21 protein-coding genes and 1 tRNA gene are annotated in these 18,328 nt (G+C 72.3%); 12 read left to right on the forward strand and 10 right to left on the reverse strand.

Features of this window, described 5'->3' with window-relative positions; translation table 11 throughout:
* Positions 1-39: 39 nt before the first annotated feature.
* Positions 40-780 carry a response regulator transcription factor gene (locus ACH4G3_RS05620; RefSeq protein ID WP_397623220.1) on the reverse strand — a complete coding sequence of 247 codons (741 nt, stop codon included), beginning with the start codon at positions 778-780 and terminating at the stop codon, positions 40-42.
* Positions 781-814: 34 nt separating this feature from the next.
* Here ACH4G3_RS05620 and ACH4G3_RS05625 point away from each other — a divergent pair, with 34 nt between their 5' ends.
* From ACH4G3_RS05625 to ACH4G3_RS05665, 9 genes are all read left to right on the forward strand, one after another.
* On the forward strand, positions 815-1,291 hold the full coding sequence (locus ACH4G3_RS05625) for a hypothetical protein (RefSeq protein ID WP_397623221.1): 477 nt from the start codon (positions 815-817) through the stop codon (positions 1,289-1,291).
* Complete coding sequence (locus ACH4G3_RS05630; protein WP_397623222.1) at positions 1,279-1,446, forward strand: ATP-binding protein; 168 nt, start codon at positions 1,279-1,281, stop codon at positions 1,444-1,446. Before ACH4G3_RS05625 ends, ACH4G3_RS05630 begins: the two co-directional genes overlap by 13 nt.
* A 177-nt stretch (positions 1,447-1,623) precedes the next feature.
* Positions 1,624-2,262 (forward strand): helix-turn-helix domain-containing protein, encoded by a 639-nt coding sequence (locus ACH4G3_RS05635; protein WP_397623223.1) that lies wholly within the window; start codon positions 1,624-1,626, stop codon positions 2,260-2,262.
* Positions 2,263-2,314: 52 nt separating this feature from the next.
* Positions 2,315-3,652, forward strand: coding sequence for a M24 family metallopeptidase (locus tag ACH4G3_RS05640; RefSeq protein ID WP_397623224.1), 1,338 nt, complete (start codon positions 2,315-2,317; stop codon positions 3,650-3,652).
* The gene (locus ACH4G3_RS05645) at positions 3,652-4,629 is read left to right on the forward strand and encodes a thiamine pyrophosphate-dependent dehydrogenase E1 component subunit alpha (RefSeq protein WP_397623225.1); all 978 of its coding nucleotides are present in this window, start codon (positions 3,652-3,654) and stop codon (positions 4,627-4,629) included. Before ACH4G3_RS05640 ends, ACH4G3_RS05645 begins: the two co-directional genes overlap by 1 nt.
* Complete coding sequence (locus tag ACH4G3_RS05650) at positions 4,617-5,597, forward strand: alpha-ketoacid dehydrogenase subunit beta (protein ID WP_397623226.1); 981 nt, start codon at positions 4,617-4,619, stop codon at positions 5,595-5,597. Before ACH4G3_RS05645 ends, ACH4G3_RS05650 begins: the two co-directional genes overlap by 13 nt.
* Positions 5,598-5,651: 54 nt before the next feature.
* On the forward strand, positions 5,652-7,031 hold the full coding sequence (locus ACH4G3_RS05655; protein ID WP_397623227.1) for an amidohydrolase family protein: 1,380 nt from the start codon (positions 5,652-5,654) through the stop codon (positions 7,029-7,031).
* A complete protein-coding gene (locus ACH4G3_RS05660; protein ID WP_397623228.1) occupies positions 7,028-7,909 on the forward strand; it encodes a cupin domain-containing protein in 882 nt (293 codons plus the stop codon). The genes ACH4G3_RS05655 and ACH4G3_RS05660 overlap by 4 nt, the downstream gene beginning before the upstream one ends.
* Positions 7,906-8,595 (forward strand): SDR family oxidoreductase, encoded by a 690-nt coding sequence (locus ACH4G3_RS05665; RefSeq protein ID WP_397623229.1) that lies wholly within the window; start codon positions 7,906-7,908, stop codon positions 8,593-8,595. The genes ACH4G3_RS05660 and ACH4G3_RS05665 overlap by 4 nt, the downstream gene beginning before the upstream one ends.
* A gap of 55 nt (positions 8,596-8,650) precedes the next feature.
* Here ACH4G3_RS05665 and ACH4G3_RS05670 read toward each other — a convergent pair whose 3' ends face one another.
* Genes ACH4G3_RS05670 through ACH4G3_RS05685 form a run of 4 tightly spaced genes read right to left on the reverse strand, consistent with a single transcriptional unit; the run spans position 8,651 to position 10,389 of the window.
* Positions 8,651-9,298, reverse strand: coding sequence for an endonuclease (locus ACH4G3_RS05670; protein WP_397623230.1), 648 nt, complete (start codon positions 9,296-9,298; stop codon positions 8,651-8,653).
* 2 nt (positions 9,299-9,300) lie between these two features.
* Complete coding sequence (locus tag ACH4G3_RS05675; protein WP_010044727.1) at positions 9,301-9,645, reverse strand: DUF3140 domain-containing protein; 345 nt, start codon at positions 9,643-9,645, stop codon at positions 9,301-9,303.
* Between the two features lie 34 nt (positions 9,646-9,679).
* Complete coding sequence (locus ACH4G3_RS05680; RefSeq protein ID WP_037666874.1) at positions 9,680-10,162, reverse strand: Dps family protein; 483 nt, start codon at positions 10,160-10,162, stop codon at positions 9,680-9,682.
* A complete protein-coding gene (locus tag ACH4G3_RS05685; RefSeq protein ID WP_397623231.1) occupies positions 10,159-10,389 on the reverse strand; it encodes a WhiB family transcriptional regulator in 231 nt (76 codons plus the stop codon). The genes ACH4G3_RS05680 and ACH4G3_RS05685 overlap by 4 nt, the downstream gene beginning before the upstream one ends.
* A gap of 210 nt (positions 10,390-10,599) precedes the next feature.
* Here ACH4G3_RS05685 and ACH4G3_RS05690 point away from each other — a divergent pair, with 210 nt between their 5' ends.
* Complete coding sequence (locus tag ACH4G3_RS05690; RefSeq protein WP_397623232.1) at positions 10,600-11,787, forward strand: thiolase family protein; 1,188 nt, start codon at positions 10,600-10,602, stop codon at positions 11,785-11,787.
* 13 nt (positions 11,788-11,800) lie between these two features.
* Here ACH4G3_RS05690 and ACH4G3_RS05695 read toward each other — a convergent pair whose 3' ends face one another.
* Complete coding sequence (locus ACH4G3_RS05695) at positions 11,801-12,541, reverse strand: DUF6193 family natural product biosynthesis protein (RefSeq protein WP_397623233.1); 741 nt, start codon at positions 12,539-12,541, stop codon at positions 11,801-11,803.
* A gap of 73 nt (positions 12,542-12,614) precedes the next feature.
* Here ACH4G3_RS05695 and ACH4G3_RS05700 point away from each other — a divergent pair, with 73 nt between their 5' ends.
* Positions 12,615-13,388, forward strand: coding sequence for a sulfite exporter TauE/SafE family protein (locus ACH4G3_RS05700; RefSeq protein WP_397623234.1), 774 nt, complete (start codon positions 12,615-12,617; stop codon positions 13,386-13,388).
* A gap of 9 nt (positions 13,389-13,397) precedes the next feature.
* Here the strand turns inward: ACH4G3_RS05700 and ACH4G3_RS05705 are convergent, their stop codons facing one another.
* From ACH4G3_RS05705 to ACH4G3_RS05720, 4 genes are all read right to left on the reverse strand, one after another.
* Positions 13,398-14,198: an HAD-IIA family hydrolase gene (locus ACH4G3_RS05705; protein WP_397623235.1), complete on the reverse strand. Its 801-nt coding sequence runs from the start codon at positions 14,196-14,198 to the stop codon at positions 13,398-13,400.
* A gap of 66 nt (positions 14,199-14,264) precedes the next feature.
* Entirely contained in the window at positions 14,265-16,340 is a 2,076-nt protein-coding gene (locus ACH4G3_RS05710; RefSeq protein ID WP_397623236.1) for an MDR family MFS transporter, read from the reverse strand.
* Between the two features lie 81 nt (positions 16,341-16,421).
* Complete coding sequence (gene cobF / locus ACH4G3_RS05715; RefSeq protein WP_397623237.1) at positions 16,422-17,195, reverse strand: precorrin-6A synthase (deacetylating); 774 nt, start codon at positions 17,193-17,195, stop codon at positions 16,422-16,424.
* Between the two features lie 368 nt (positions 17,196-17,563).
* Positions 17,564-18,130 (reverse strand): DUF309 domain-containing protein, encoded by a 567-nt coding sequence (locus tag ACH4G3_RS05720; protein ID WP_397623238.1) that lies wholly within the window; start codon positions 18,128-18,130, stop codon positions 17,564-17,566.
* A 103-nt stretch (positions 18,131-18,233) separates the two neighbouring features.
* On the opposite strand from ACH4G3_RS05720, the gene ACH4G3_RS05725 reads away from it, so the two are divergent.
* Positions 18,234-18,307 (forward strand) — tRNA-Pro (locus ACH4G3_RS05725).
* Positions 18,308-18,328: the final 21 nt, after the last annotated feature.

The raw sequence follows: 18,328 nt of genomic DNA on the forward strand, positions 1-18,328 counted from the left end.
CGGACTGTTCGGGTGAGCGCCGCCCGCGGCACGGACGCCTCACGCTCCGGCCCGGACCCAGCCGTTCTGCCAGGCCCAGGCCGCGATCTCGACGCGGTTCCGGGCGGCCAGCTTGAGCTGGACGCTGGACAGGTGCGTCTTGACCGTGGAGAGGGAGACGTACAGTTCGGCCGCGATCTCGGCGTTGGTACGGCCGAGGGCGACCAGGCGGACCACGTCCAGCTCGCGCTCGGTCAGCGGCTCCCGGAGCGGAGCGGAGGGGGCCGCAGGCGCCGGCCGTGGCGCGATGTCGGCGGCCGCCGGCGCGGTGACGTGCTTGAGCAGCCGGACCGTGACCGAGGGGGAGACCAGCGAGTCGCCCGCGGCGGCGGCCCGGACGGCCTCCGCGAGGAGGGTCGGCCCGGAGTCCTTGAGCAGGAATCCGCAGGCGCCGCCGCGCAGCGCGCCGTACACGTACTCGTCGAGGTCGAAGGTGGTGACCACGACCACCCGCACGGGGTCGGCGACGTCCGGCCCGGCCAGCAGGCGCGTCGCCTCCAGCCCGTCCAGCTTCGGCATCCGGATGTCCAGCAGGCACACGTCCGGCCGTTCGCGCCGGGCCAGCGCCACGGCCTCCTCGCCGTCGCGGGCCTCGGCGACCACGGTGATGTCCGGCTGGGCGTCGAGGAAGAACCGGAATCCGGTACGGATCATGTCCTGGTCGTCCGCGATGAGCACCCGGATGGGAGCGCCGCGGCGACCGGGGCCGCCGGGCGGGCCGGGTTGGCCGGGAGTCGTCATGGGTCGATCATGCCTCAGGGCTTGGGACCGGGCTTTGGACAGGGTCCGGGGCAGGGCTGCGGAGGAGCTGCGCACCGCAGCGCCCGCCGTGGTCTCCGCGCTCCACACGGCGGGCGTGCTGTCGGCGGACCGTGCGGAGGCGCCCTCCGGGCCGGGCGAGGTGGCGGTCCTGCTGAGCCTGCTGTTCGTCGCCGTACGCCACTGCCCGTGGCCGTGGGCCCTGGTGTGCGGGGTGCTCGACGCGGTCGCCGTGCTCCTGCTGCCGATGCGGCACTACCGGTCGTTGCAGGGCGAGGTGCCGGCGTCCATGCGGCGCACGGTGGGCGTGCTGCGCGACTCCGGCCCGGCGTTCGCCGACCGCCGGCCCGTCGGCGACCTGGCCGCCGTCGCGGACCTGTCGAAGGCTTTGCGGGCCCGGTTCGGAGAACCGTCCTGCACCGCGACCCGGCCGTGTCCGACGACCTGCCGCACGAGGTGCAGGCGGCTGCCTTCCGGGTCGTGCAAACGCTGACCAACGAACGGCGCCACGGGGGCGACGCCACAGAGGTCGCCGTCCGGCCGGCCTGCCCCGGCGACCGGCTGGAGGTCACGGTGACGGACGACGGCACGGCGGCACCCAGCTCCCGGAGGCCGCCCACGGCGGCGGCTTCGGCCTGGTCGGCCTGACCGAACGTGTGACGGCGCTGGGCGGCGAGCTGCACGCGGGACCTCGCGGCTGTGTGGACGGGGGAGCGGGCCGGCAGGTGACGGCGGTGTTCCCGGCAGGGAAGTAGTGGCGCCGGGGCTCCCGCGCGCTGTTCAATGAGACTGCACACACGGCCTGGGACCCGAGAGGAGCCGCCCGTGTCAGCCGCCGTCGTGCCGCCCGTCGGGGCGCGTATCCGGCAGGCGCGTCTGGAGCGTGGGACGAGCCTGCGTGCGCTCGCACGAGAAGTCGGTGTGTCGGCGAGTCTCGTGTCGCAGATCGAGACCGGGAAGAGCCAGCCGTCCGTCAGCACCCTCTATGCGATCACGACCGTCCTGGGAATATCCGTCGAGTCCCTCTTCGACGCCCGGGCCTCCTCGCCGATGGCCGGCGTGAACCCGCCCGGCGCTGTCCTGCACGCCCTGGCCGCCTTCGCCGCCGATCCGGGGCGGCGGATCGGCCCCCTGGTCGGTGCGGGTGAGCGCGAGACGCTGGAGCTGGACTCGGGCGTCGTGTGGGAGCGCCTGGGCCGGGTGCCGGGCGCGGATGTCGACTTCCTGCTGGTGACCTACCGGCCCGGCGGCGCCTCCTCCGGCTCCGGCGCCCTGATGCGGCACTCCGGCACCGAGTACGGCTATCTGATCTCCGGCGAACTGATCCTCACCCTCGGTTTCGACGAGTACACCGTGCGCCCGGGCGACGCCGTCTCCTTCGAGTCGACGACCCCCCACCGCTACCGCAACGATGGAGAGGTACCGGCTGTCGGTGTCTGGTTCGTCTCCGGCGATGTTCAGTGACACTTGACACCCGCAGGACCCGGGCGTTCACTCCGAAGTGGGGGTGGTCGCCATGGCGATCCGCACATACGGCCCCAACGCCGTCGACTGGGAAGAGCGCATCGACCTGGACCGGCTGCGCGGACAGCGCCTGGCCCGGCTGCACGAATCTCTGAACCGCTCCGAACTCGGCGCGGTGCTCAGCTTCGACTTCGCCAACATCCGCTACATGACCGCCACACACATCGGCACCTGGGCGATGGACAAGCTGATCCGCTTCGCCCTGCTGGTGCGCGACGGCGAACCCGTCGTCTGGGACTTCGGCTCCGCCGCCCGCCACCACCAGCTGTACAACCCGTGGCTCGACTACAGCGACGGCAAGGGCGGTCCGCCCACCGGCGCCCGGGCCGGCATCTCCACCCTGCGCGGCGCCTTCCACCCGGACGCGGGTATCGCTGAGGACGTGGCCGCCAAGATCGCCGCCGAGCTGCGCGACCACGGGCTGGCGAACGAACCGCTCGGCGTCGATGTGGCCGAGATGCCCGTGCTCGCCGCCCTGCGCGCCGAAGGCATCGACGTCGTCGACGGACAGCAGGTCTTCCTGGAGGCCCGCCGGATCAAGACCGGTGACGAGATCGCCCTGCTCACCCAGGCCTGTGCGATGGTCGACGCGGCCTACGAGGAGCTCTACGGGTATCTGCGCCCGGGCGTGCGCGAGAACGAGTGCGTCGGGGTCGTGGCCAAGGTCCTGTACGACCTCGGCAGCGAGTACGTCGAGGGCGTCAACGCCATCTCGGGCGAGCGGTGTTCGCCGCATCCGCACGTCTACAGCGACCGCCTGATCCGCCCCGGTGACCCGGCCTTCTTCGACATCCTGCACAGCCACCTCGGCTACCGCACCTGCTACTACCGCACCTTCGCCGTGGGCAGCGCCTCCCGTGCGCAGCGGGACGCCTATGTGCGCTGCCGCGCGTACATGGACCAGGCGATCGCGCTCGTCCGGCCCGGTGCGACCACCGCCGACATCGTGCGGGTCTGGCCGCGCGCGGAGGAGTTCGGCTTCGCCGACGAGACCGCCGCGTTCGCCCTCCAGTACGGCCATGGCGTCGGCCTGTCGATCTGGGAGAAGCCGATCTTCAGCCGCCTGGTCTCCCTCGACCACCCCGAAGTCCTCGAAGAGGGCATGGTGTTCGCCCTGGAGACGTACTGGCCGGCCGCCGACGGCTGGTCCGCCGCCCGGATCGAGGAGGAGCTCGTCGTCACCGCCGACGGCTGCGAGGTGATCACCAAGTTCCCCGCCGAGGAACTGCTGGTGGCCGGGCGCAAGTACTGGACGGTGGGCGGTGAGCTGAACACCCGCCGGGAGTCGCAGTCCCATCTCAACACCCCTCGTGGCGACGGAGCGGACTGATGGACGCCGCCGGACTCCTCGCCTGCTACGAGCGGATGGCCGTCATCCGCCGTACGGAGAAGGCCGCCCACGACCTGTTCCTCCAGGGCCTGGTGAAGGGCACCACGCATCTGGCCGCCGGGCAGGAGGCGATCGCCGTGGGGGCGAGCGCCGCCCTGCGCCCGGACGACTATGTGTTCGCCACCTATAGGGGCCACCACCATGCCCTCGCCCGGGGCGCCACGCCCGAGGAGTGCCTCGCCGAGCTGATGAGCCGGGCGACCGGGCTGTGCAAGGCAAAGGGCGGCTCCATGCACCTGACCAAGGCGGCCACCGGCATGCTCGGCTCGTACGCCATCGTCGGTTCCCATCTCCCGATGGCGGTCGGCGCGGCCTGGTCGGCCCGGCTGCGCGGCACGGACCAGCTCGCGGTCGCCTTCTTCGGTGACGGCGCGACCAACATCGGCGCCTTCCACGAGTCGCTCAACCTGGCCGCCGTGTGGAAGCTGCCGGTGCTGTTCGTGTGCGAGAACAACCTGTACATGGAGTACACGCCGATCGCCGACGTCACGGCGGTGGCCCGGCCCGCCGCCGACCGGGCGCCCGCCCACGGCATCCCGGGCGAGGTCGTGGACGGCAACGACGTCGTGGCCGTCGAGGAGGCGGTGGCGCGGCTCGCGCGGCGGGCCCGGGCAGGGGACGGGCCCGCCGTACTGGAGGCCGAGACCTACCGGCACTTCGGGCACAGCCGCTCCGACCCGGCTGCCTACCGTCCGGCCGAGGAGGTCGAACGGTGGCTCAAGCACGACCCGTTGGATCTCGCCCGGGGGCGGCTCGCCGAGTCGGGGGTCGGGACGGAGACGGTCGCGGAGGCCGACGAGCGGGCCCGGGCCCTTGTCGAGCGGGCCGTCGAGGCGGCGAAGGCCGGGCCCCCGCCCGATCCGCGGGAGGCGCTGACCGACGTGTGGGCGGACGGAGGTGCCGCATGGCGGACGTGATCACCTACCGGGAAGCCGTCGCCGAGGGCATCGCGCGCGAGATGCGCCGGGACACGTCGGTCGTGTGCCTCGGGGAGGACATCGCCGCGGCCGGCGGCGTGTTCAAGACGACCATGGGCCTGTTGAAGGAGTTCGGGCCCGAGCGGGTATGGGACACGCCCATATCCGAACAGGCCATCGTGGGTGCGGCGATGGGCGCCGCGATGACCGGGATGCGGCCCGTCGCGGAGATCATGTTCTCCGACTTCCTGGCCTGCTGCTGGGACTACCTCGCCAACGAGATCCCCAAGGTCCGCTACATGACCGGCGGCCAGGTGACGGTGCCGCTGGTCGTGCGCACCGCCAACGGCGGCGGGCTCGGATTCGGCGCCCAGCACTCCCAGGCCACCGAGAACTGGGCCCTGGCCGTCCCCGGCCTGAAGATCGCGGCACCGGCCACCCCCGCCGACGTCATCGGCATGATGGCGGCGGCGATCCGCAGCGACGACCCCGTGGTCTTCTTCGAGCACAAGGCCCTGCTGGCCACCAAGGGGCCGCCGCCACCGCCTGATCATGTCGTCGAGCTGGGCCGGGCCGCCGTCGTCCGCGAAGGCGCCGACGTCACGCTCGTCGCGCTCGCCTCGACGGTGCCCCTGGCGCTGAAGGCCGCCGACGTGCTGTCGGGGGAGGGGATCGAGGCGGAGGTGATCGACCTGCGCTGCCTGGTCCCGCTGGACGCCGCGACCGTCCTCGCCTCGCTGAACAAGACCTCGCGGCTCGTCACCGTGGAGGAGAACCCGTACCAGGGCGGCTGGGGCGGCACCGTCGTCTCGATCGTCGCCGACGAGGGTTTCGGCCTGCTGGACGCGCCCGTGCGGCGGGTGGCGGGGGAGTGCGTCCCGCTGCCGTTCGCCGACGCGCTGGAGGAACAGGTCATCCCCACCGCCGACAAGGTCGTCACGGCGGTCCGCGGACTCGCCGCCTACTGAGCTGCCCGTCGACGCTGCCCACCGACCCCGCACCGACATCCTGGAGGAAGCGCGATGACCACAAGAACACTGCTGCGCTCCGGTCATGTGATCTCGATGGACCCCGCCGTCGGTGATCTGCCCCAGGGGGACGTCCTCGTCGAGGACGGCAGGATCGTGGCCGTCGAGCCCGAGATCAGCGCCGACGCCGAAGTCCTGGACATGAGCGGCCACATCGTGATCCCCGGCTTCGTCGACACCCACCGCCACACCTGGGAGGCGCCGATCCGGGGCGTCGCACCCGACGCCACCCTCGACGACTACTTCGTCGACATCCTCGACACCTTCGCACCCCTGTACACCCCGGAGGACGTCTACGCGGCCAACCTCGCGGGCGCGCTGGAATGCCTCAACGCCGGCATCACCACGCTCGTCGACTGGTCGCACATCAACAACACCCCGGACCACCCGGACGCCGCGATCCAGGGCCTGGCGGAGTCAGGCATCCGGGCGCAGTACGCGTACGGCAGCGCCAACACCTCCCTCGCCGACTACTGGTTCGAGAGCAAGATCGCGATACCGGCCGACGACGTCCGGCGGATCCGGTCGACGCACTTCGCGTCGGACGACGGCCTGCTGACCATGGGGCTCGCCACCCGCGGACCCGGCTTCTGCGTCAACGAGGTCGTCGCCGCCGAGTGGGCGCTCGCCCGCGAACTGGGCATCCCGATCACCGTGCACGTGGCCATGGGGCGGCTGGCCGGCCGCTTCGGCATGGTCAGGCAGCTCCACGGCATGGGGCTCCTCGGCCCGGACACCACCTACGTCCACTGCTGCTACTTCAGCGAGGAGGAGTGGCGGATGGTCGCCGACAGCGGGGGCACGGTGTCCGTCGCACCGCAGGTGGAGCTCCAGATGGGGCACGGCTGGCCGCCGGTGATGCAGGCGATCGAGCACGGGCTGCGGCCGTCGCTCAGCATCGACGTCGTCACCACCGTGCCCGGCGACATGTTCACCCAGATCCGCGCGGCCTTCGGTGCCGAGCGCGCCCGCGTCAACGCCGACTGCTGGCAGGCCAACATGCCCGTCCCGAGCACCATGCTGACAGCGCGTCAGATGCTGGAGATCGCCACCGTCAACGGCGCCCATGTCGCAGGACTGGAGGACCGTACCGGCTCCCTCACCCCCGGAAAGCGCGCCGACATCGTCGCGATCGACGCCACCGCGCTGAACGTCGCGCCCGTGCACGACGCGGCGGCCGCGGTGACCCTGTGCGCGGACGTGTCCAACGTGGACACCGTCCTCGTAGACGGCGTGATCCACAAGCGCGACGGCAGGCTGGTCGCCGACACCGGGCGCGCGCTGCGGCTCGTCGCGGAGGCCCGGGACCGGCTCCTCGCGGCGAAGGAGACGAAGGAGGCGAAGGACGGGACGGGCGAGAGGGCCCCGGCATGACGAACCATCTGGTGCGCCGGGCGGCCGAACTGCCCGAGCCGCCGTACGACGCCCTCGGCCACCGGCGGCGGACACTGGTCGGCGAGGGCGACGGCAGTGTGCACACCGGCTTCGGCCTGTGCGAACTACGGCCGGACGGCCGTGTGCCCGCCCACGTGCACTCGTACGAGGAGAGCTTCCACATCCTCGACGGGGCCGTGGTCCTCGACCTGCCCGAGGGCTCGTACCTGCTGGAGGAGGGTGACTACGGCCTGCTGCCGATCGGCGTCCCGCACGCCTGGCGCGGCGCAGGCGACACCGGCGGCCGCTGGGCGGACATGCTCGCCCCCGTGCCGCGGGCCCGCTACGGCCACGACACCCAGACGGTGCCCGACCTGCCCGTTCGCGACCCCGTCCGGGTCGACGTCCGCGACCCGCGCACCCGCTCCTTCGGTCACTTCGAGCCCGCCCAGATGGACCCCGGCAAGCAGTCCCAGGACCTGCTGGCCGTCACGGCGAGCATGCGCACCGCGCTGCTGGTCTACAGCGGCATCACCGTGAAGATGATGGTCGACAGCGACCTGGGCGCGGTCGGCTCGACGATGTTCATGGTGCAGTACGCGTCCGACGGCGTCATCGGCACCCACGACCACCCCTTCGAGGAGACGTATCTGATCCTGGAGGGCGTCGCCGAGACCACCCTCGACGGCGAGCGGTACCGGCTGGAGCCCGGGGACCTCGCGTGGGCGGGCGCCGGCTGCGTGCATGGGTTCGTCAATGCCGGGCAGGGGCCCCTGCGGTGGCTGGAGACCCAGGCGCCGCAGCCACCGTCGCGGCACTCGTACCGGTTCACCAGGGACTGGGACTATCTGCGCCACGTGCTTGAGGAGGGGTCATGAGCAATGTCCTTGTCGTCGGCGGCACGTCGGGCATCGGCCTCGCGTTCGCCCGGGCCCGAGCCGAGCGCGGCGACGAAGTCGTCCTGACCAGCCGTGACGCCCACCGATCCGACCTGATCGCCAAGGAGTTCGGCGCCCGGGGCATCGCCCTCGACCTGGCGCGGCCGCTGGAGATCGCGGCGGCGCTGGCCGACGTGGGACGCGTCGACCATCTGGTGGTCGCGGGTGTCTCCCGGGACGACAACAAGGTGAACGAGTACGACATCGACGCCGCGCTGCGGCTGGTCACCCTCAAGCTCGTCGGCTACACGGAGGTCGTGCACACGCTGCGGGCCCGGCTGCACGACGACAGCGCCATCGTGCTCTTCGGCGGACAGGCCAAGGAACGCCCCTACCCGGGGGCGACGACGGTGGCGACGGTCAACGCGGGCGTCCGGGGCCTGATGAACTCCCTGGCCGTCGAACTCGCTCCCGTCCGGGTCAACGCGGTGCACCCCGGCGTCGTGGGCGACAGCCCGTACTGGCAGGCCAAACCGGAGAAGGTTCTCGACGTGCTGCGTACCGAGACGCCCACCGGGCGGCTGGCCTCCATGGCGGACGTGGTGGACGCGGTCGACTTCCTGCTGCGCAACCGGTCGGTCAACGCGGTGGAACTGCCCGTGGACGGGGGCTGGTTGCTGGGGTGAGTGGCCGGGCCCGAGTCCGCCCGGGGTGAGCCGGCCCGGGCGGCGGCCCGGTCGGTCAGGCGGCCCGCCGCAGCGTGTCCTCGGCGACGTCCTTGTCCACCGCCGCCCGGACCAGCGCCGCGGCGAGGACGGCCGGGTCGGTCCGCCCGGCCAGTTCGACGAGGCGGCCCGGGTCCTTCGGCAGCTTCAGCCGCTCGGCGCCCTGAAGCGCCTTGGCGTCGAGGTACGGGGCGGCCTCCGGCCACACACCCTGTACCTCGCGCAGGAAGATGTCGGCACCGGCCGGCCCCATCCCGGGGAACTCCTGCAGCAGATGGCGCAGTGCGGACACCTTGCCGTCCGCCTCCCGGCGCAGGCGCCGCAGATCCCCGCCCCACCGCTCGTTCAACAGCTCGGCTCCGTCACCGAGTTGGGTGGCCGTACGCTCGTCGTAGCGCCGGTAGCCGCCCCGGCCGAGCGCGTCCACCCGCTCCTGCCAGTCGGCCTCGGCCATGCGGCGCGGGTCGCGCAGCCCCGCCTCGTGCAGGGCACGGGCGGTGGCCAGCGCGATCGAGCCGCGGATGCGGGCGCTGAGCAGATGGGCCAGCACCAGCAGCCGGTACAGCGGCTGCGGGGTGTCCTTCAGCCGGATTCCCGCCTCGTCCGCGTACGTCCGGCCGTGCGCGTCGAGCAGTTCGCGCACGACGCGCTCCTGCCGGTCCACGACTACCCCTTGAGGGGATCGTGGCCGACCGTCATCAGCCGGCGCCGGCGGCGCGTGTCCTCGGCCGTCACCTCGGGCTCCGGCTCGTTCTCCACGTCCACCTGCGACGTGACCGTGTCCACGACCTTCCGCATCACCCGCAGGTCGTCCTCGGTGAGGTCGGTGCGCCGCTTCTGCAGGATCGCCAGGACGTGCTGCCCGGTCTGCGTACCCGCCTGGTCGGGAAGCGGCTCGGCGTCCTCGTCGGCGTCCCGCATCCGCAACCAGGCCGCGAGCTCCTGCGAGGTCATGTTCACCACGCGGTGGAAGTCCTCCCACAGCGCGTCGAGTTCAAGGGCGTCGGTCATCACATGCCCCTTTCCGTGCGTACGTGCGCGCCGGTCAGCCCTCGCGGGGGACGTTCTCGGCGTCGAACATCCACCGCTGCTTCTCCAGCTCGGCGGTGATGCTGATCAGCAGGTCCTGGGTGACCAGGTCGGCCTTCTCGGTCGCGTCGATGCGCTCGCGCAGCCGGCCGATGGCGTCCTGGAGGGACTCCACCATGACCTGCACGGCGTCCGAGTCGCGCACCCAGCCCTCCTTGGGGGCGGGCAGTGTGAAGGCCTTGGCGATGGTCTCGGGCCGGCCGTCCGGCGGGACGCCGAGCGCCGCGGACCGCTCCGCCACCGTGTCGGCGAAGCTCCGCGCGGCCGAGACCACTTCATCGAGCTGGAGGTGGATCGACCGGAACCGAGGTCCGACGATGTTCCAGTGCGCCTGCTTCCCGATCAGCGAGAGTCCCAGCAGATCCACCAGAGTGTCCTGGAGTGCCTCGCACGAGACCCGGCGGGCCTCGTCGGGCAGTGTGCTCCGCACAGCCGTCATAGGGCGCTTCTCCTCCTCGCGTCGTTCCTCGTGGTCCGGAGCAGTGCGTCGCGCTCCTCCTCGCAGGTCCCGCCCCACACGCCCGCGGCCTGGCCGCTGCTCAGCGCGAAGCTCAGGCACTGGTCGGTCACCGGGCAGCGCGCACAGATCCGCTTCGCGGCGTCGACGTCCCGCAGGGCCGGGCCTGTCGTGCCCACGGGGAAGAACAACTCGGGGTCCTCATCCACACAGGCGGCGCTCCGCAACCACTCCATGAACGCGCGGGTGCCCCGGCCCCCCTGGGGCAAACCCCGATGCGGAAGCACACAGGCCGGTTGTTCCGGCCTGCGATAACGCCCTCCGAGAGCAGCTCTGCCCCGGAATCTTCACAGGGGGCGGACCGAGGGTCTATAGTCCGAAACTAGCAGTGCTAATTAAGTGGTGTGAGGAGTCCTCTCGTGCGTCCCGTCCACTTCGCGGCCGCCCGCCGCACCCCCATCGGCAAGCTGCGGGGATCCCTCTCCTCGGTACGGCCCGACGACCTCGCCGCGACCGTCGTCCGCGCCCTGGTCGCCAATCTGCCGGCACTCGACCCGGCCCGGATCGACGACGTCTACTGGGGCGCCGCCAACCAGGCCGGTGAAGACAACCGCAACGTCGCCCGCATGGCCGCGCTGCTCGCCGGCCTCCCCGAGTCCGTACCCGGCGCCACCGTCAACCGCCTCTGCGCGTCCGGCCTGGAGGCCGTGACCACGGCGGCCCGCACCATCGCCGCCGGCGAGGCCGACATCGTGATCGCGGGCGGCTCCGAGTCGATGAGCCGCGCCCCCTTCGTCCTGCCCCGTCCCGACGAGGCCCTGCCGCACCGTATCGAGACCGCCGACACCCGCCTCGGTTGGCGCCTGGTCAACCCCGCGATGCGGGACCTGCACGGCCTGCTCCCCATGGGCGAGACGGCCGAGGAGGTCGCCGCGCGGTACGGCATCCCGCGCGAACGCCAGGACGAGTTCGCCCTGCGCAGCCACCAGCGCGCCGCCCTGGCCCGCAAGAACGGCCACTTCGACGACGAACTCCTGCCCGTGGAACGCCCCGACGGGGTCGTCGTCGACACCGACGAGTGCGTCCGCGAGGACACCTCGTACGAGAAGCTGTCCCGGCTGAAGCCGGTCTTCCGGAACGGCGGTACGGTCACCGCGGGCAACGCCTCCCCGATGAACGACGGCGCCGCGGGCCTCCTCCTGGTCAGCGAGGACGCCCTGCGCGAACTGGGCCTGGAGTCCCTGGGCCGCTATGTCGCCGGAGCCTCCGCGGGCGTACACCCCGACGTCATGGGCATCGGCCCGGTCCCCGCCACCCGCAAGGTACTGACCCGAGCCGGCTGGAACATCGGCGACCTGGAGGAGGCCGAGTTCAACGAGGCCTTCGCCGCCCAGGCCCTGGCCTGCGTGGACCAGCTCGGTGTCGACCCCGAGCTGGTCAACCCGAGCGGCGGGGCCATCGCCCTCGGCCACCCGCTGGGCTGCTCGGGCGCCCGCATCCTGACCACGCTGCTCCACCGGATGCGGCGGACCGGGGCGGGGCGGGGCCTGGCGACGATGTGTGTCGGGGTGGGGCAGGGGAGTGCGGTGCTGGTCGAGCGGGCGTAGCCGCCCGGGCGGGTCAGCCGCCGAGCGCGACCGGGCCGAGGCCGGTGGGCAGCCGGCGCACGGCCAGCGCCACGGCCTCGCGCGCCGTGGTGAAGAGGCCGAGGTCCGGAGTGACGAAGCCCCGGCCCACTCCGTACATGCCGTCGCTGCCCGCGGTCAGGCACGGCCCCGTGAAGGTCAGGCCCGGCCGGGTGGTGGTCGAGAAGCGCAGTGCCCAGTGACTCGTGAACGGGTACAGCGCGCGCAGCGCCGGCTCGGCGTACGCCGCCTCGATCAGGGCCTGGTATGCCTCCTGCCAGGCGTACTCCAGTTCGCTCGCCTCCTGGAGCATGCCCTGCCACTCGGATTCCGTCAGGCGCACCGGATCGTTGTCCGGCACCTCGAACCGGCCGCTCAGGTGCACGAAAGGCGCCGCCCGGCGGATGTCTTCCAGGGCCGCGCCGGCGTGCCACGCCCGGGCTGCCCTGGCCACCTCCGCCAGGTCGTCCGTCCTGCCGTCGACGAGCGGCAGGCCCTGGAACCGATCCGCGCCCCGGACCGACCACCGCCGTTCGTGCGTCCACGCGCTGATCCGCAGCGGCTCGCGGTACGGGAGAGTGCCGGCCACCGTCGCGTGGAGCAGCGGAGCGGAATCCGCAGAGGTGACGGGGACGGCGCCCGGGCAGCCTCCCGCTTCGGCCCGGAGCGCTGCGGCGAGGCTGCCGCGGGCGGCGACATCGGGGTACAGCACGGCGGGATCAGGAGGGGTGGCCACGGCGTCTGATTGTGCCCGACGGGCGAGACGGCCCTGCGAGCCCCGGTTCGTTGCACATAGCATCAGTGCTCGCATGAACACGATGACACTCTGGCACATCACCGGCTGGGAGTTCGCCGCGCTCGCCTTCGCGGCCCTGCTCGTCGGTTTCTCGAAGACCGCCGTGAGCGGGGCCAACACGGTCAGCCTCGCCATCTTCGCCGCGGTGCTGCCCGCCCGTGCCTCCACCGGCGTGCTGCTGCCGGTTCTGATCGCCGGTGACCTGCTCGCCGTCGCGACCTACCGGCGGCACGCCCACTGGCCCACACTGTGGCGGCTGTTCCCGGCGGTCGCCGCGGGCGTCGTCGTCGGCACGGTGTTCCTGATGTGGGCGGACGACGGGATCGTGCGCACCTCGATCGGCGCGATCCTGCTGCTGATGGCCGGGGTGACGGTCTGGCGCAGGCGTACGGCCGACGCGGAACAGGAGCCGGAGTCGGTCACCGGCCGGGCGGGCCGGGTGAAGGCCCGCTCCTACGGCGTCCTCGGCGGCTTCACCACCATGGTGGCCAACGCGGGCGGCCCGGTGATGTCGATGTACCTGCTGTCCGCGGGCTTCCGCAAGCTCGGCTTCCTCGGCACGTCGGCCTTCTTCTTCCTGATCGTCAACGTCTCCAAACTGCCCTTCAGCGCAGGTCTCGGCCTGATCGACGGCCGCTCCCTGCTCCTCGACCTGGCTCTCGTGGTGTTCGTCGTGCCCGGCGCGCTCTTCGGCAAGTGGGCGGTCAACAAGATCAACCAGCGGCTGTTCGAACAGCTGGTCATCGCGGCGACGGTCGTGGGCGGCCTGCAACTCCTGCTGCGCTGACCCGGCAGACTACCGCTGCGCCGAACCCCGCAGCAGCGCCGGAAGCTCCGCGAAGGAGTCGATCACGTGGTCGGGCGTGCCGTCGGCGGCCCGGAGGTCCTCCGGCTGGAACTTGCCGGTCCGCACGAGGACTCCGGTGATCCCGGCCCGCTGCGCCGCGAGCACGTCGGATTCGATGTCGTCCCCGACCATCAGGGCCTCGCCCGCGCCGGCGCCCAGCCGGGCGAGCGCCGCCTCGAAGAACGCCCGGGCCGGTTTGCCGGTGATCTCGGCCTCCACCCGGGCGGCCTGCTCCAGCCCGGCCAGGAACGCCCCCGAGTCCAGCCGCAGCCGCTCGGCCGTACGCCAGTACAGGTTGCGGTGCATCGCCACCAGCCGGGCCCCGCGCTGGAGATGCCCGAAGGCCCGGTCCAGCGCGGCGTAGCCGAACTCCGGACCGGCCCCGCCGATCAGCACCACATCGGGCACGGCGGAGGAGTCCGCCGCGTCGACGACGGTCACACCGTCGAGGTCCTCCGCGATGTCGCCGCTGTTCAGCAGGGCGCACCGGGCGCCCGGAGAGTGCTCGGCGAGGTGGGCGGCGGTGGCGGCGGGCGCGGTCAGGATGTCCTCGGCCGACACCGGGAACCCCGCGTCCGCGAGCGTCCCGGCGATCGACCCCCGCGTCCGTGACGTCGTGTTCGTGACCAGCAGCACCGCGAGCCCGGCTGCCCGGATCTCCCGCAACGCCTCCACGGCCCCCGGCAGGGGCCGCCACGAGACGGTCAGCACCCCGTCGATGTCGACGAGCACGGCACGCACGGACTCCATGCCTGGACGATAACCACCGTGAGCCGGGCCCGCCGGTCGGCGACCGGGGCAGGACGGCAGCGCCCGTCACGCCGCGCTGGTCGCCATGGCCTTCGCCGGCCCGCCCGGCAGTCCGTGGCTCAGGTCCTCCACCAGCAGCCGTTTCGCGATCGCGTCGACCGCGATCCGCAGGTCGCCGTCCGAGGGGCGGTCGATGTCCTGCCCCAGCCGGTCCTCCAGCCAGGAGGCCCATGCCCTGCTGATGACCGCGGCCTCGCGGGCGCCGGCCTCCGTGTGGGAGAGGAGGGAGCCGTCGCGGGTCAGGAATCCCTCGTCGACCATCCGCTCGAAGACCGGCAACAGTACCTCGGGCGGCATCCGGCGCCGCGCGGCGATCAGCCCGAGGCTGGCATGACCCACCATCCGCGTGAACAGCTCGACCTGCATCACCGCCCAGGCACCCGCCACGTCGAGCCGGGTGTCCGACTCCAGGATGATCCGGCGCGCGGTGTCCAGGTCCGTACTGCCGATGATCTTCCCCACGGCGGCCTCCAGCACCCGCTGCGAGTCCGCGCCGCTCGGTGAGGCGAAACCCTCGCCCATGTCGGTCGACACCGTCCGGGCGGTGTCGCGCAGCCGGACCTGCTTGAGGAACAGGGCGACGACAAAGCCCAGTGCGGCGACCGGCACCGTCCACAGGAACACGGTCTGGAGGGTGTCGGCGTAGGCGTCGATGATCGGGCCGGCCGTGGCCGGCGGCAGTTCGTGCACGCCGTCCGGGCTGGTAGCCGCCCTGGCGACCATGCCCGGCTCCACGCCACCGGTCCGCGCCGCCTGCGCCACGCCCTCACGGAGGTTGGGCGCCAGCGCGTTGGTGTAGATCGTCCCGAACACGGCCGTGCCGAACGAACTGCCCAGCGTACGGAAGAAGGTCACCCCGGAGGTCGCCGTGCCCAGGTCGGCGTAGTCGACGGTGTTCTGCACCGCGATCGTCAGCACCTGCATGCACAGGCCGATGCCGCTGCCCATGACGAACATGTACAGCGACTCCAGCCCCGCGCCGGTGTCCGGCCCCATCAGCGACATCAGGAACAGACCGGCGCCCATCACCAGTGCGCCGACGATCGGGAAGATCCGGTACCGCCCGGTCCGGCTGACGACGCTGCCGCTGAAGACCGACGCGATGAGCAGCCCCGCCACCATCGGCAGCGTCCGCACGCCGGACACCGTGGCCGAGTCGCCGTCGACGTACTGGAGATACGTCGGCAGGTACGTCAGCGCGCCGAGCATCGCGAAGCCGACGATGAAGCTCAGTACCGAGCAGACGGTGAACACCGGGTTGGCGAACAGCCGCATGGGCAGCATCGGTTCCCGTGCCCGGGTCTCCACCCAGCAGAACAGGCCGAGTGCGATCACCCCGCCGACGAACAGGGCGATGATCAGGCCCGAGCCCCACGCGTACTCGTTGCCGCCCCAACTCGTCGCCAGGATCAGGGCGCTGGCGCCGACCGCGACGAGCGCGATGCCGAGGTAGTCGATGACCGGCCGGGAGACCGACTTCACCACCGGGATGGTCCGGGCCGCCGCCAGGACGACGACAACCGCGATGGGCACGTTGACGTAGAAAGCCCACCGCCACGTCAGATGGTCGGTGAACAGCCCGCCGAGCAGCGGCCCGATGACGGTGGACACACCGAAGACCGCGCCGATCGCGCCCTGGTACTTGCCACGCTCGCGCAGCGGGATGACGTCGGCGATCAGCGCCATCGACGTGACCATCAGCCCGCCCGCGCCGATGCCCTGCATCGCCCGCCAGGCGATCAGCAGCGACATGTTGGTGGCCAGACCGCACAGGAACGAGCCCGTGATGAACACGATCGCCGAGACCTGGAAGACCACCTTGCGGCCGAACAGGTCGCCGAACTTGCCGACCAGCACGGTCGCGACGGTCTCCGCGAGCAGGTAGGAGGTGACCACCCACGACATGTGGTCCGCCCCGCCCAGGTCCGAGACGATGGTCGGCAGAGCGGTGCCGACGATGGTCTGGTCGAGGGCCGCGAGCAGCATCCCCAGCATGATCGTCACGAAGACGACGTTGCGTCGACGGGTGTCCAGCACCGGGGGCTGGGAGGCGGGCAGTGCGGTTTCCTCCACGACGGTCACGACGTCACCTTCACACCTGCGAGCTACGTGCGCATGCCAGAACGTCCGCACGGGTGCCCGGTGATGCGCGCCCCAGTCGTGTCAGTCGCGGGGATGCCGGCGCAGCAGATACGTGTCCATGATCCAGCCCTTGCGCTCGCGAGCCTCGGCGCGCAGCCGCTCGATCCGGGGCGCGGCCTCGGCGATCGGGCCGGAGACGAGGATCTCGTCCGGCGTGCCGATATAGGCGCCCCAGTAGATGTCGATGTCGTCGTCCGCGTACCGCCGGAAGGCCTGGTGCGCGTCGAGCATCACGACCACGTCGTCCACGCCCTCCGGGAAGCCCTCCGCGAGCCGCCGGCCGGTGGTGATCTGCACGGGCCGGGCGACCCGGTTGAGCCCCGTCCGATGCCGGGCGGCGAGCGCGCAGACGCTGGATACGCCCGGCACGACGTCGTACTCGAACTCCACCGCGCCCCGCTCCAGCACCTCCTCCAGGATCCCCAGGGTGCTGTCGTACAGCGCGGGGTCACCCCACACCAGGAACGCGCCGGTCTCCTCCGCTCCGAGCTCCTCGCCGATCAGCCGCTCGTAGATCCCGGCGCGGGCGCTGCGCCAGTCCCCGACGGCGGGGGAGTAGCCCGCGCCGCCGGCGGCCCGGTCCCGCTCCGGGTCACGGGCCTCGACGACCCGGTACGACGCCGCGTCCGGTATGTGTGCGTCGAGCATGTCCCGCCGCAGCCGGGTGAGGTCGGACTTCACCTCACCCTTGTCCAGGACGAAGAACACGTCCGTGCTCCGCAGCGCCCGGACCGCCTGGAGGGTGAGCTGCTCGGGGTCGCCCGCGCCGATACCGATGACATGAATCTTCCGCACACCGACGAGTCTCCCGCACCCGACTGACAACGCCCGGCGGGCCCCACTCCAGCCCCGCCTCGCACCGGTCGGCCCCTGCTGCCCAGCGCCTCGGGCGTCGCTTCGCGCCGGAGCGCGGTGTCGTGGGCCGGGGCAAGGCGGTCAGTGGCCGCCTCCCCGAGAGCTGTGCCGCGGGGGTCGGGCGGTGCACCGTGACCGTGCTCGCTCGTGACGGGGGCTCGTGCTCAGCGCCCCGGACAGTGACTGCGCTCCGCGCCGGCGTCCTGGAGCAGGGCTTGCGGGCTGGTGCCCGGCGCGCCGCGTCCGTATTCGGGACCGGGTTGCTCGCGCTCGTTCCCGTGCGAGGTGCGCGCCCCCCGCCTGCCCCGTCAGCGCCCCACGTCCGCACCCCGCAAGCGGGGCGCCCGAGCCCCCGCGTCCACCGGGCTGCCCTCCCGTTCCACCTCCTCGGCCAGCTCCCGTGCCCAGGTGGCGACGCTGCCGATGTCGATCCCGTGCGGCGTCGCCTCCCCGTAGGCGGATGCCCACTCCTCGGCCGCCCCCGCGCCGCGCCGCAGCAGGCGCGCCCCGCCCGTGAGGTTGCCGCGGGCGGTGTGTGTCAGGCCGACCGCGAGCTGGGCGAGGCCGCGCCACAGTTCCCGTTCCCTGTCGGGGCCGGACTTCCAGGCGTCCTCGAAGACCTCGTGCGCGTGGAACGGTTTCCCCTCGTCCAGCAGCCGCTGCGCCTCGGTGACGGTCTCCTCCGGGGTGCGGACGACGCCCTCGGGCTGCCGTGGCACACCCGGCGCGTCGTACGGCAGGGGCCGGCCGAGCCCGTCCCGCGGCCGGGCGTTGCGCGCCCGCCCCTCGCTGTCGCGGTCCCGGGCGTCACCCGGCCGACCCGCGGACGTGTTTCCGGTGTTCTCCGAGCTTCCCCTGCTGTCTGTGCTGCCCATACGGCGATTGTCCCGCGCCCGGGGGCCGACTTTCGGCGGGGCCCGGGGTGTGGGGTAAAGTGCTGTTCGCGCGATCACGCGGTTCACCGCGGTGGGCGCACACCGGGACGTGGCGCAGCTTGGTAGCGCACTTGACTGGGGGTCAAGGGGTCGCAGGTTCAAATCCTGTCGTCCCGACGGTGCGAAGGGTCCCGCAGG

This window comes from Streptomyces afghaniensis (assembly GCF_044327915.1).
Classification (GTDB): domain Bacteria; phylum Actinomycetota; class Actinomycetes; order Streptomycetales; family Streptomycetaceae; genus Streptomyces; species Streptomyces afghaniensis.